General features: G+C 50.5%; 9 protein-coding genes and 3 pseudogenes. 10 read left to right on the top strand and 2 right to left on the bottom strand.

Translation table 11 applies throughout. From position 1 onward, the window contains the following. A pseudogene (locus ABTW62_RS12275) lies at window positions 1-365 on the bottom strand (hypothetical protein); the annotation flags it as partial. 313 nt (window positions 366-678) lie between these two features. Here ABTW62_RS12275 and ABTW62_RS12280 point away from each other — a divergent pair. The 6 genes and pseudogenes from ABTW62_RS12280 to ABTW62_RS12305 all read left to right on the top strand — a co-directional run bounded on the left by ABTW62_RS12280 (window position 679) and on the right by ABTW62_RS12305 (window position 9,031). After that, window positions 679-2,961 (top strand): 2OG-Fe(II) oxygenase, encoded by a 2,283-nt coding sequence (locus ABTW62_RS12280; RefSeq protein ID WP_430904870.1) that lies wholly within the window; start codon window positions 679-681, stop codon window positions 2,959-2,961. A gap of 378 nt (window positions 2,962-3,339) precedes the next feature. Then, window positions 3,340-4,360: pseudogene (locus ABTW62_RS12285) on the top strand (IS110 family transposase). 418 nt (window positions 4,361-4,778) lie between these two features. Continuing rightward, the gene (locus tag ABTW62_RS12290; RefSeq protein ID WP_430904871.1) at window positions 4,779-6,509 is read left to right on the top strand and encodes a thiamine pyrophosphate-dependent enzyme; all 1,731 of its coding nucleotides are present in this window, start codon (window positions 4,779-4,781) and stop codon (window positions 6,507-6,509) included. A gap of 152 nt (window positions 6,510-6,661) precedes the next feature. After that, window positions 6,662-6,775 (top strand): annotated as a pseudogene (locus ABTW62_RS12295) (ISAs1 family transposase); the annotation flags it as partial. A gap of 284 nt (window positions 6,776-7,059) precedes the next feature. Then, complete coding sequence (locus ABTW62_RS12300; RefSeq protein ID WP_430904872.1) at window positions 7,060-7,674, top strand: undecaprenyl diphosphate synthase family protein; 615 nt, start codon at window positions 7,060-7,062, stop codon at window positions 7,672-7,674. Window positions 7,675-8,617: 943 nt separating this feature from the next. Beyond that, window positions 8,618-9,031 carry a CopD family protein gene (locus tag ABTW62_RS12305; RefSeq protein ID WP_430904873.1) on the top strand — a complete coding sequence of 138 codons (414 nt, stop codon included), beginning with the start codon at window positions 8,618-8,620 and terminating at the stop codon, window positions 9,029-9,031. A 45-nt stretch (window positions 9,032-9,076) separates the two neighbouring features. On the opposite strand, the gene ABTW62_RS12310 is transcribed toward ABTW62_RS12305, so the two are convergent. Beyond that, entirely contained in the window at window positions 9,077-9,529 is a 453-nt protein-coding gene (locus ABTW62_RS12310; protein WP_430904874.1) for a DUF2231 domain-containing protein, read from the bottom strand. A 24-nt stretch (window positions 9,530-9,553) separates the two neighbouring features. Here ABTW62_RS12310 and coxB point away from each other — a divergent pair, with 24 nt between their 5' ends. From coxB to ABTW62_RS12330, 4 genes are read left to right on the top strand one after another with little or no spacing between them, the layout of a single operon-like run. After that, complete coding sequence (coxB, locus tag ABTW62_RS12315) at window positions 9,554-10,270, top strand: cytochrome c oxidase subunit II (RefSeq protein WP_430904875.1); 717 nt, start codon at window positions 9,554-9,556, stop codon at window positions 10,268-10,270. Next, complete coding sequence (gene ctaD, locus ABTW62_RS12320; protein ID WP_430904876.1) at window positions 10,263-12,779, top strand: cytochrome c oxidase subunit I; 2,517 nt, start codon at window positions 10,263-10,265, stop codon at window positions 12,777-12,779. The genes coxB and ctaD overlap by 8 nt, the downstream gene beginning before the upstream one ends. 1 nt (window position 12,780) lies before the next feature. After that, a complete protein-coding gene (locus ABTW62_RS12325; protein ID WP_430904877.1) occupies window positions 12,781-13,131 on the top strand; it encodes a hypothetical protein in 351 nt (116 codons plus the stop codon). Beyond that, window positions 13,122-13,913, top strand: a complete 792-nt coding sequence (locus ABTW62_RS12330) for a cytochrome c oxidase assembly protein (protein WP_430904878.1) — start codon at window positions 13,122-13,124, stop codon at window positions 13,911-13,913. The genes ABTW62_RS12325 and ABTW62_RS12330 overlap by 10 nt, the downstream gene beginning before the upstream one ends. Window positions 13,914-14,040 lie beyond the last annotated feature (127 nt).

Below are 14,040 nucleotides of genomic sequence, written 5' to 3' on the forward strand. Positions count from 1 at the left end.
GGGAGATCCCGGCACCGGCGTGCAAAGACGCGCGCACTCGAAAACCAGCACGTGGTCACGTCTAACATTCCAACAGCAATTGATGCCGGGTCTGATCCAGCCAGCGGACTGGACAGTCCTTTGCCTTCCATGACAAATAGACGGCAGGACTCAATCGCGTACTGGCGTTCCCGCCCAAACTGACTGGGCAGCCAGTCCGCATCCTGCCAGCCCGGCACATTCGCTTTACCGATCATGGCCTGATAGCTGCTCCAGGGCCAGTCCTCAAGTCTTGAGACCATCCGGGCTCTCAGCGGATTCAGCACGACATATCTTGTCAGTTCCAGCAGATAGGTGCCCTCGCGCCTGTCGCCTCTTGAAGTCACATGATAAGGCGCCTGCAAATTCTAATCGTAGCGGTCTAGCCATGAGTGGAGTGTCTAAATAAAGCATTTATCCACGAAACCCGCAAAAAACACTAAAATATTTAAACTTATCAAGACTTTTCGCCGGCTGTGGGGGCGTAGGCAGGTATAATTTATTGATAAATCAAGTGTTTTTATGGGTTTGACTGCCGAATTCAGGGTTAATGGAATTAACGACTAATTCAAGATAATGCGTCGACCTTGATTCGGAAATTCACCGATGAAAGAAACCGGATAGATTTTTCTTCACCCGATATTAAGAGAAGCTCCCACGATGTCAGCGATTACAGAACAACTTTTCGAATGTCTGTCCGATATTCAGACGCCCGGTAATTTTTATGCCACCGGTTTTATCGATGCTTTTCTACCGAACTTGGAAGTGGACAGCGTCGGGCGGATTGCTCTGCCCTTACTGCAGGAACAAGCCGGACAATTGATTGCGGCCGCCGAGCGTGCGCCTTACGGCAAAGGCCAAGAAACATTGATCGACACCGAAGTTCGGCGCACTTGGCAAATCGATGCCGGACAAATCAAACTCAGCGGCAAGCACTGGCGGGCACAGCTCGATGCCATTGTCGCCCAGGCCGCCACCGGCCTGGGCGTGGCCGGCGAAGTACGAGCGGAACTTTACAAATTGTTGGTTTACGATACAGGAAGTTTCTTTATCGGTCATCGCGACACCGAGAAAACCGCCGGCATGTTCGCGACTTTGGTGATTGTTCTGCCCTCTTTGTACCGTGGTGGCGAATTGCGTATCAGCCATCGCCAGGAAGAAGTCACGCTTGATCTGTATCGAGAAGATCCGTCCGAAATCGCTTTCGCGGCCTTTTATGCCGATTGCAGGCATGAAGTGTTGCCGGTTTCCGAAGGCTGCCGGCTGACCTTAATTTATAACCTGGTGTGGCCGGACACGAAAGCGCCATTGCCTCAACCGCCCGATTATCGCCGGCAACAAGCACAAGCCGCTTCATTACTGCACGATTGGGTGGCGTCGCTGGCAATGAATGTCGATCGAGAACGCCCGGAAAAACTGATTTATCCGCTGAAGCATGCCTATACGCAGGCCGAATTAGGATTCGGCACGCTTAAAAATGTCGATGCAGCACTTGCGGAAGTGTTGACCGAAGCCGCTGGACAAGCTGATTGCGAGATTTATTTGGCGTTGGTGACGATGGAGGAAAGCGGCAGTGCAGAACCTATCTACACCGAAAGCGGCTGGGGCCATTATTGGGACGATGATGATTTCGAATACGAAATCAGTGAAGTGTTCGACCATTTCGAAACCGTTTCCGAATGGCGAAGTACCGACGGTAGTCAACCGCAATTGCCCGTATTGCCGTTTAGCGCCGATGAGTTTTGTCCGCCGGAGGCTTTCGAACAAATAGAGGCCTGCGATATTGAATTTCAAGAAGCGACCGGTAACGCGGGCGCATCCTTCGAACGCACCTATCGAAGCGCCGCGCTGGTCATTTGGCCGCGCACCGGGCATTTGGCGATCATCAACCAAGGGGGAGCGAAAGCCGCGCTAAACCAATTGATCGAATTATGCGGACAATGGGAAAACGAAGGCAAACCGCACGACTCCGATATTCACCGGAATGCGCATACTCTGGCGGGTTTCATGTTGCGCGATTGGTTACCGAATTTCTTCCGGCCGCAAGGCTACGGAGGCACCACGGTCGTGCGCGATTTCTTGAATGTATTACTGCGTTTGCAGGATAGCGAACACATTGACCGGCTTTGGTCGATCATTGCCGAACGAGGATTTTACAACAAGGAAGACTGCCCTGAGCTAGTAAGAGCTTCCGAACTATTGCCGTGGGACTCGGTGGTCCGTCGGCTGGAAAGTGCAATCAAAGTCGGCGGCTATAAAGCACTGGAAGCCGCCGCCGCGCTGCTGACCGCTTTTTGCCGGAGCAACCCTGAACAAGCACCGTCATTGATGGTGGCCGCTGAAACGTTGTACCAAGCATTGCCGGGCGACGCTAAGCGCTTTTCGCAACTTCAGCCGTGGGAAATAGAAAGGCTTGGAATCACGCCCGAGATGGCTGCGGACCTATTGGAAAGCTTCAGCGCGGTCGAACCCGCTTTGGCCGAAAAAACGCTGGACTATATGCTTAAATGGCTTGATTGCTACTCTATCGAGAGGGTACTGATGCCGACCTTGCTGCGATTGATGGATCAACCATTACCGATAGTGACACGGCTTCGCGCTGTTGTCACAAGCTATTTACAGGCCTGCATAGCCGACCAGCCGGTACAACCGACGGATTGGCGAAGAAACAGTACCTTGACTTGTAAATGTAAGGACTGCGCGGAGTTAAGCGCTTTTCTTGACAATCCTGAGCTGTCTAAATGGGTTTTGAAGGCGCCCGAGGCTCGGCGTTCGCATGCCGAGGGCATCATCCTTCAAAATAAGTGCGATGTCGATTGTGCAACCGTGCGCAGTCATAGACCATATAGTCTGGTTTGCACAAAAAATCAGGCGAGCTACCAGCGGCATGCCGAGCAGCATCAAAAATACCGGGAAACGCTAGCGCAAATTACGGCTGACTAATAACCTATGCTAGTCAAACTTCGGCATTGACGTAGTTCAGCTATCGGGTTCGGGGGTCGCGTCAGCGGAGTTCGAGGGTCAGAGCTCGAGGGCCACGTCTAACATTCCAACAGCAATTGATGCCGGGTCTGATCCAGCGAACTGAACAGCCAATTCTTATCCAGCCAACCCGGCCACATTTGCTTCACCGATCATGGCCCGATAGCTGCTCCAGGTCCGGTCTTCAAGGCTTTCGACCATCTGAACTCTCAGCCGGATTCAGAGCGACATATCTTGTCAGTTCTAGTAGGTAGGTGACCTTCTGGAGCAGAATCGCTTTGTAATGTTGGAAAGTGAGAACTGACCCTTGTACTCCTAAAACAGATAGGAGCGTCCAACATGAAGATTGCAACAATAGGTATTGATTTGGCAAAAGAAGTGTTTCAAATTCACGGTGTGGATGCACAGGGTAAGACTGTGTTGCGCAAGCAAAATTGCGCCGCCGCGAGATGGCGAAGAATTTTGTGAATTTAGAACCTTGTTTAGTAGGCATGGAGGCCTGTGGTAGCGCACACCACTTGGCGAGGAAGCTGGGTGAATTTGGGCATACTGTCAAGCTCATGTCACCCCAGTTCGTCAAACCTTACGTCAAGACCAATAAGCATGACATGGCGGATGCGGAAGCGATTTGTGAAGCGGTGGGTCGACCCAACATGCGTTTTGTACCGATCAAGACTGTTTAGCAGCAAGCCATCCTGTCAGCGCATCGTGCCAGGCAGGGGTTTGTCAAGGCAAGAACCGCCCAGGCAAATCAGATACGCGGCCTGCTCTCCGAGTTTGGTATCGTTATTCCTCGGGGCATCCAGTCGATTGGCAAACGCATACCTGACATTCTGGAAGATGCTGAAAATGGTTTGCCTGGCTCGATGCGTAGATTACTGGAAAGGCTGTATGACCACCTGAAAGAGCTGGATCGCCAGGTGAAAGAGTTAGAGTTACAAATCAAGCTTTGGCACAAGGAGAGCGAAGCTAGCCAAAGATTGGAAGCCATTCCGGGTGTTGGCCCGATTACAGCGAGTGCCGTGGTAGCAACAGTAGAAAATGCAAGGGAGTTTAAGAACAGCAGACAATTAGCGGCATGGCTGGGATTGGTGCCCAAGCAGCATTCAAGCGGCGGCAGGCAAACATTCCTTGGCATTAGCAAACGTGGCGACACTTACCTGCGCACCTTGCTAATTCATGGGGCACGAGCGGTCATTCGCTTCGCGGAGAAAAAACCTAAGCCAGAAAGCTGGCTGTACAAACTGATGGCGCGGCGTAATAAAAATGTAGCAGCCGCTGACTGGCGAACAAAAACGCTCGTATTATCTGGGCGTTACTTGCCAGAGACACGGCATTCCAAACGGATAAGTGTAGCTGAGAAACATTTTGGTAACGTTGTATCAACAACGAATTTGAGGAGAAAAAATACCACCGATTGCACAGGCAATCATGACATGATGGCGAGACTGGTCGGACCGTGAGTAGCTAAACCTGGCCTAGCCCAAGTGCATAGAGCACGCAAACATGATAAGGCGCTACTCAGCAAATTCCATCAGGGAACAGAGGCAATCCGCCTCATACAAAGTCCGGATGTATGGCTGCAATCTTTACCTTCTCAAAATCATCAAATGAAAGCTTGGCATAACGTGGGCGTCCATGTATGGGCTAAGTTTTTTGTGATTACCTCGCCAATTCTGAATGTGTTATGTACTGCAACGAACAGAAATCTCAATTCTTATCTTTTAACATGTTGGAATTCGTACCATACTGCCCACTTAAACCTTTAGGAGAATCCCATGGGCCGCACCGTTGCCGAACAATTAGTCGAAATGCTCAAGGCTGCTGGTATCCGCCGAATTTATGGTGTCACTGGCGACAGCCTGAATTTCTTCAATGATGCCCTGCGCCGTGATGGCAGTATCGACTGGATTCATGTTCGCCATGAAGAAGCTGGTGCCTATGCTGCCATGGTTGAGGGTGTGCTCGGTGGTATCGGGTGCTGTGCTGGTAGTTCCGGACCGGGCCATGTCCATCTCATTAATGGGCTTTATGATGCTCATCGTTGGGGTGCGCCAGTATTGGCCCTGGCCTCGACCATTACCTCTGAGGATTATGGCACTGAAAGCTTTCAATCTACCGATCTGCACATGTTCGACGGATGCAGTTATTACAATGAGGTGGCGACGACACCACTGCAATTGCCACGGATGTTGCAACAAGCGCTTCAGCATGCATGGAATCGTAAAGGTGTTGGCGTGTGTGCTTTCCCAGGGGATCTGATGACATGTAACGCCGATGATAACGCACTGTGTGCTGACTTGTATCGACCACAGCCAGTTATGACTCCTTCTGATGATGAGATACACCTATTGGCGGAACTGATTAATAGCTCTGAAGACATTGGCATTTATGCGGGCGTTGGCTGTGCTGATGCTCGTGCAGAGGTGATTGAGTTGGCTCGCCTTATCAAGGCGCCGATGGCTTATACGCTTAAGGCCAAGATGATGTTGGAATACGATAATCCTTACGCTGTCGGACTGACGGGTTTGCTAGGCAACAAGGCCGGTGCTCGCGCCATTACCGGAGGCAAGCTATTGCTTATGCTCGGCAGCGATTTCCCTTGGAAGGAATTCCTGGATAGTTCAGTCAGAATTGTACAAATTGATACCAAGCCAGAAAGGCTTGGGCGACGAGTTGCATTACACATGGGGCTCTGCGGTGATATTGGCCCCACGTTGCGGAAATTGTTACCATTAATTAATTCTAAGGTAGAGGATGTTTTTTTAAATGCCTGTCTGGCGGACTATGTCGAAGTGAAGGAAGATCTCCGCGTGCATGCTGCGGATCCCGGCGAAGAAAATTTGATTAAGCCTGAATTTGTCGCCGCGATGATTGATCGGCTAGCCGATGTCGACGCCATTTTCACCGCAGATACTGGCATGAGCACAGTATGGGCGGCACGCTATCTGCAAGGCACCGGTAAGCGCACCTTGATGGGCAGTTTTTCGCACGGATCTATGGCCAATGCGATGCCACAATCAATCGGTGCTGCACTGCACTCACCCAAGCGTCAAGTCATCGCATTTTGTGGCGATGGAGGTATCTCCATGCTAATGGGGGATCTGATGACCATTGCCCAGTATAAACTACCGATAAAATTGATCGTATTTAATAATCGTAGTCTGGGTATGGTTGAACTGGAAATGCAGGTGGCCGGCTTGCCGGACTGGCAGACTAAAATGATCAATCCGGATTTTGCAATGGTGGCCGAAGCCTGTGGCATTCGAGGTTATTCGGTCGCAAATCCTGCCCAGCTCGAAAATGTTCTTCAGGAAGCATTGCTGCACAATGGCCCGGCGCTCGTGGATGTGTTCACTAACCCGCATGTGCCGACTCTACCGCCACACACTTCGGTCGGCGTAATGTCCCGTTATATACAGTCACAGGCCAAGCTGGCGCTGGGAGGTCGGATGGACGAAGTCTGGGATGCATTTAGGACAAATATCAAATATATCCGAGATCTGTGATATGCCAATTAAGTCACCCCCAATGCTGCTCAAAATCCATTTTATCCAGAAGCGAGGTATTAACATTCTCTTTGTCTCCGGTGGGGAAATTGACATCTGCGTTTTAGCAACCGTCCTAAGCGCAGTCGATTTTGACTGCCGGGTGATTGTGGCTTCGCCACATCGTGATGAACCTGCTACGGTTAAATACAACATGTAAAGCAAGCATCAAGTCCAAACGAATGTTCGTTGCTTCAGACGATGAATTTCGTGCCGAATTACTCGGCCGTTATGACATGACGGTGCGTTTGTGGTGTTGGCCCCCGCTGGGAGTGATGAGCAGGCGCAAATTGGCGGGCTGGATCCCCTGGCTTTGATGGCAGCGGTATGTGCGGTAAATTCCTTTATTTTGCCCACTGACCAGGTCAATGCGTTTCTGATGTCCTCCGGCGGATATCGTAATGCAGACTAGTTTAAGCCTGGCGGAGGAATGGCCTTGCTGTTTCTTGTGGTTGTCGTGCCTGTATTTTATTTTTTTATCTATAAACTCAGAAACTAAAGAAGGTTTTCAATGGCGAATAACAAATTCCCAAGTCACGTTGGTTTCATTCCCGATGGAAATCGCCGCTGGGCTGTAGATCATGGTCTGTCCAAAGAATCTGGATATGCTCAAGGCATCGAACCTGGGCTCCTATTGTACGAGAAATGTAAAGAATACGGGATTAAAGAAGCTTCCATCTTTTGCTTCACCCAAGATAACACCAAGCGGCCTTCAGTCCAGAAACAGGCCTTCATTGAGGCCACCGTTGCATTCGCCCTCGAGATTGTACGCCGTGGGGCGGCTTTGCTGATTGTCGGCGATGAAACTTCGATGCAATTCCCCATTGAGTTGAAAGAATTCAGGCAGCGCCAGGGCGTTGGGATGAAGGTGAATCTACTTGTCAACTACGGCTGGGAATGGGATCTGGCTGGTCTTAAAAACGGCGGCCTACATTCAGATGAAGTTTCACGTCTGGATTTGATTGTACGCTGGGGCGGCGCACGCCGTTTGAGCGGTTTTCTCCCGGTGCAATCGGTTTATGCGGATTTTTATGTCAGAGATGAATATTGGCCAGATTTTGAGCCACAACATTTTGATCAAGCGCTCGCCTGGTTTAAAAATCAGGATCAAACACTCGGCGGGTAATCCGGTATCCATTTATCAGGTCAATACGTTCCTGATGTCTTCCGGCGGATATCGAATCGAAGGGGTCAGATTAGATTGATTCTTTGAAATTACCAAGAGAGGCTGTAGCCCCCTTGAATAGACAACAACGCCAAGGGGAGGAGATCGTTAATCGGAAGATTGTCGATGGAAATCCAGAATCAATTAGGTCTGGTCGCGGCAGGAATGGCGGTTGCTCCCCCCCGCACAGATCCGTGCGTGCGGAATTACCGCATACCCCTTTTGCGCTGTGCCTCCGCATAGCGGCCAGACTCAATCAGCCGCGTTTTCTTCGGATGAAGTGTCAGTCCGAAACGGGCAAGGTGTTCGCGTTCGTGCATCTCTGCCAGAAACCGCTTCGCTTCGTTTTCGTACTGGAATCGCAATGAGCAACGCATGGCTCGGGACCAAGACGGTTTGCTACTCCTTTCTTGTATCGGACTTTCACCAACGATCACTTGCCTGGGGTGAAACATCAACAGGCCCTAATCCAAATGACATTTTTTATCATCGAATCATGAGAATTTGGATGTTTTTTTAGGCTCGTGCAATATTTGGGTTAAACCGATGCGCAGTATGTTACTGTGTAGACTAGGATGGATTTTTTATTTTGTAACTGCTCAGCATTTCCTATGAAGCGATTCAGATTGCTTCGATTTGATTTTAGAACAAGAGAAAGGCGCGTAGTTTGCAAGTGTGTAAAAACTGCACGCTCAGCCCGCGTAGATGCGGGGTTGCCGTTCCCTGTATATGCTATCTTCAACGCATTCAGATAAGCCGGAAGCCATACAATTGGGAGCAAGCGGTGTCACACATTGATTGGTGAAGATGGTGAAACTATTAACGCCAGCAGTCATGCAGTCGTTCAAAGACCATGAGGTGCTTAGCTAAATAATTTAGGCTTAATAACGGAAAGAGGAAGATCATGCTCTGGCTTTTGCTATTACATATCTCTGCTGTGATTTGCTGGTGTGGGTCATTGTTGTATTTGCCCGCATTAATAGCCAGTACAGCTTCTCAAAAGACAGGTATTGAGCAGCAATCCCATCTGGCGGTAACACTCGCGATCTTTAGACTATTCGTAACACCAGTCGCATTGATCACTATCGCCTCCGGTACCGCCATATTCTTTACGGCTGGCATTACCGATCTCTGGCTTGTTCTAAAGCTGACCCTGGTTACCACCTTGGTGTTATGTCATGGCCTTGTCGGCTGGTTAATATTGCGTACGCAGACAGCACCTTATAAAGATGTAACGCTCCAATGCGTACTGCTGGCTTCGGGGGTCGTGCTGCTGATACTGGCGATTATCTGGGTTGTGTTGTCCAAGCCCTTTTAGGAGTCGATGATGCGATATCTGAAACTAAAGAGATGGCGTGGCGGGTTAGGGCTTAACTTTAACGCCAACTGCATGCCCATAAACCATTTGTCCGCCCAGAATACTGGTGACGGAAATCAGCGCTGCTGTCAGCAACGAGAGATACAAGCACCAAGGATCAAAGCTACTTTCGTCATTAAAGCGCAAAAACCAGTTGAACGAGCCCAGCGCCAGTGTCATGACAGCCAGCAGCGCATGACTCCAGGCGATGATGAGGCTGCGAATGCGGGGGACGAGAATCAAATCACCCAAGCCTGCAAGGCCAGCCAACCAACCACCCAAGCTGCCAATTCCCGCCAGCCACAAACCGGTGCGTGCCCAGAACGGGTCGTCCGTGTAAAGATAGGCCAGGTCGGTGCCCACCAGTCCGAGCAGGAAGGCTACGGGAAAATGGATCAACATTGGGTGAATCGGGTGTCCTGCAATAGAAATACGGCTGATAATAGGTTCTTGTGCCATGGTCGTCTCCTTTGGAAGTTGAAAATGAAACGGTTAACAGTTCTTCATAGCTTTGCTTCATCAGCCTCAATTGTCACCCTTTTTTTTCTGGGTGGCTGCAGTGGGCCTCAATCTGCTTTGAATCCTGCTGGGCCTTCAGCCCTCGCGATCGCCAACCTCTGGTGGGGTATGTTCGGTTTTTTTGCATTGGTGTTGGTGATCGTTGTTGCACTGTGGCTTTATGCAATGTGGCGCAAACCGGTTTCATTAACTGAAACACAAGCTAATCGGCTCCATCAACGCTGGATTATTGGTGGCGGACTGATTTTGCCTTTGATGACTATCATTGTACTGCTAAGTTTTAGTATTCCGATGGGTTATCGCATGTTACCACTTCCTTTGGACGGGCAAGCACCGCTGCGCATTGATATAACTGCGCACCAATGGAGGTGGGAGGTCTATTATTCCGATGCTGATATTAAGACGAAGAACGAGTTGCATTTACCGGCTGGTGTGCCGGTCGATATACATGTACGCAGTGCCGATGTGATTCACTCGTTTTGGGTACCGCGGTTGGCCGGCAAAATCGATGTAATTCCGGGCCGCACCAATATCCTGCGGCTTGAAGCCGATGCACCGGGACGCTTTCGAGGACAATGCGCAGAATTTTGCGGTAAGTGGCATGCTTTGATGGTATTGATGGTGGAGGCGCATACCCCAGAAGACTTTGAAGCCTGGTTGGAGGAACATAAACATGATTGAGACAACCAAAAAAGATCCGGCCGCTTTCCATGATGATTTTATCAAGGTTTGGGGTAATCCGCGTGGCTGGCGTGCGCTAACTATCGTTAATCATACGTCGATCGGTATTCGTTTCATGGTTACGGGTGGAATATTTTTCCTGATTGGTGGATTGCTGGCGATGCTGATTCGTACCCAGCTCGCATTACCAGAGCAAGAAATCATCGGTCCTGAAATATACAATCAATTGTTTACGATGCACGGCACGATCATGATGTTTCTGTTTGCGGTGCCGATGCTTGAAGGTTTGGCGCTCTATCTGATTCCGAAAATGATCGGTGCGCGCGATCTTTTGTTTCCTCGTCTTAGCGCTTTTGGTTACTGGTGTTATCTGTTCGGCAGCATTATTCTGCTCTCAAGTCTATTGCTGGGCATTGCACCGGCGGCTGGATGGTTCGTGTACACGCCGTTGAGTAATGCTGCTTACTCGCCTGGCCCGAATATTGATTTCTGGCTGCTTGGCATAACCTTTATTGAGGTCTCGGCAGTATCGGCTGGGGTCGAGTTGGTTGTGTCGATTCTGCGTAGTCGTACTTCTGGTATGGCGCTGCTACATATGCCGTTGTTTTGCTGGTACATACTGGTCATGTCGCTGATGATCGTGTTTGGTTTTCCGCCGTTGATTCTGGGAAGTATTTTGCTGGAACTGGAACGCGCGGCCGGGATGCCGATTTTCGATATCGCGCGGGGTGGAGATCCAATTCTTTGGCAACATTTATTCTGGCTGTTCGGCCACCCTGAAGTCTATATTATCTTTCTGCCAGCTGCGGGGGTCGTGTCGACCTTGCTACCGGTATTTGCGCGCAGGCCCATTGTTGGCTACCGTTGGGTCGTGTTTGCGGTGATCTCGACTGGTTTTATCAGTTTCGGTTTGTGGGTGCACCATATGTTTGCAATCGGGATTCCAAAATTGGCTCAGGCGTTCTTCTCGATAGCTAGCATGTTGATCGCGATCCCAACCGGCATTCAGCTATTTGCCTGGCTAGCAACATTGTGGACCGGCCGGCCGGTTTATCATATACCGATGCTCTGGCTGGTCGGATTCCTGGTCATTTTCGTGGCAGGCGGTTTGACAGGTGTTATGTTGGCCTTGGTACCCTTTAACTGGCAGGTGCACGATACACATTTTGTTGTTGCACATTTGCATTATGTGGTGGTCGGGGGCATGCTGTTTCCATTGATAGCTGGCCTGTATTATTGGTTACCGCATTTCTCGGGACGCATGCCGTCGGATAAACTCGCACGCTGGGGTTTCTGGCTGACCTTTATCGGTTTTAATACGACATTTCTTGTCATGCATTTGACGGGTTTGCTAGGCATGCCTCGGCGTGTTTACACCTATGAGGCGGGCCTGGGCTGGGATTTGCCAAATAGTATTTCGTCAGTGGGCAGCTTTATTCTCGCTATGGGTATCGCAATGATTCTACTTGATATCATATTGCATTTCCGCTTTGGCGGGCTCGCAGGGAATAATCCATGGCATGCCGATACGCTTGAATGGGCCACAGATACACCCCCGCAGCCTTACAATTTTATCAGCCTGCCAGCTAATCCAACGCGGCATCCAATGTGGAGTCAGCCTGATTTACAGACAACGATAGCGGAAGGACGCCACGCACTATCTGAGATTGATCACGGCCGGCGTGAGACATGGGGGTCAGACCCAGTCACCGGTAAAATACGCGACATCATTCATTTGCCCGGCAACTCCTGGCTGCCTTTCTACGCAGCATTGGCATTGGCGGCCTTGTGTATTAGTCTGTTAATCCGGAATTACGATTTGGCTTTGATCACGCTATTAATCAGTCTGATAGCGTTGCTGCGATGGTCCTGGGTAAACGGCGCACATCCCGGTGCTGCTCCCGATGCGAATGTGATGCCCGGTTACCCACCTTTGCATTCACGTACTTTTGATAGTCCGGGTTTGTGGGGCATGTTCGTGACGCTGCTTGCTGATGGCGCACTGTTCTTATCACTGTTGTTTGGCTGGCTCTACTTATGGACCGTGGCGCCGTACTGGCAGACACCTGATGCAGCGCCGCTGGGCTGGTTGCCACTGCTGATAAGTGGTGGGTTGCTAACAGGTGCGACTATCTGGTTCAGGCATATCGTTCATCGGTTGCGTAGCGGATGGGATGCTCAGCTGCAGAGTCAGTTGTGGGGTGTGGCTATAATTGGTTTGGTGCATTGTTGTGCGCTCGTCTGGGTGTGGATGAGCTCGACGCTGGCTGTGACGCAAACTGCCCATGATGCCGTTATTGCCGTCATGTTGATGTATCTGATGTTCCACAGTGGGCTTGCGGTGATTATGACTGTGCTACAGGCAAAACGCGTAGCTTATGGATATGTTGGTAAGGCCACTCCTTATGAGGTGACTGTCGTGGAGCCTTGGTGGTTATATACGACTTTGGTATTTTGGATCAGTTTCGCCGCCATTGTGCTATTACCTATCGCCTGGGGAGGTGCCTGAGATGCTGTCGCCATATCATCCATTGCAACTGGCTTTGGGGTTGACTGTCTGGTTTGCCTGGTTTGCAATGAAGTACGGAGCATTGGTGATTGCTTGCGAGATGGCGCCCCCTCAGTCCGAGCTTGGTGCGTTTACTTGGATTAATATTGCTCTGCTGCTCATTACGTTGGCGGTTGCCGGTTTGCTGTTTTATTGGGCCAACAATTGCTGGCGCGCAGCGCAAGTTGATAAAAACCAGGAAAGCCCATCACGACTGTTTATTGCTAGGCTAGGGGCTGGTCTTCACCTGGTTGGCGCAATCGCGACGTTGAGCCTGGGGTTGGTGATATCGACATTACCTCCATGCTTGTGAAAATAGCACTGACGGCTGCTTTGGTCTTGCTAGCTGATACCATACAAGCGCATGGACTGGTTGAAGAAGTGGGCGGAACACTACTGCCAGTAATCTTAAGTGGATTGTTGCTGGCTGTTTTCTGGCTGATGTACTACATTGGAGCGCAGCGTGTACCGCCTGCAACCGGTCGTTGGCTAGTTTTTTTGGGTGCTAGTCTGATTTCGGCCTTAATTTTAATTATTCCACTGGATGGTTGGATTGAAGGCGGCTCAGCTATTCACATGATCCAGCATATGCTGATTATGGTCGTGATCGCACCCCTTTATGTGCTGGCCCAACCATTGCCACAGTGGGTGGCGGCAAACGGAAGAGCTGGTGTTTTGTTTTTTAAACCGCTGTTGCGCCTGAGTCGTTATCCGATGCGGGCGGGGTTTCTGCAAGCTGTTGTAATCTGGTTCTGGCATTCTCCGAAGTTTTATAACCTGGCGCTGGGGAGCTCCTGGTGGCATTTGATGGAGCATGTTTGTTTCGCCTTAGGAGCTGGTGTATTCTGGTGGTCAGTATTGGTGGGGAGGCGTACCGCAGGCGCGCTACTGGCCTTGTTAATTACCTTGATGCACACTGGTATGCTTGGCGCTGTGCTGACTTTTACGCAGACTCCCTTGTATGGCGATTCACATGATTTGCAGGATCAGCAATTGGCTGGCCTGATCATGTGGGTGCCGGGTGGTTTATTCTATCTTATCGCTGGAGGCTGGTGCGGCCTGCGTTGGCTTCAGAACCATGCGCGCGCATATTAGGGTTTCGAGTAGGACAGGCACTCCCAGCGCGGTAGGGTGATGTTGGTTTTCTCCGTTTGTCGCCTGGTTTCCCGGCGGTGCCACAATATCTCACCCCTGACGCAGGTTGATACCCGCCCCCTCTCAG

It is taken from the genome of Nitrosomonas sp. ANs5, assembly GCF_050584665.1.
In the GTDB taxonomy this organism is placed as follows: domain Bacteria; phylum Pseudomonadota; class Gammaproteobacteria; order Burkholderiales; family Nitrosomonadaceae; genus Nitrosomonas.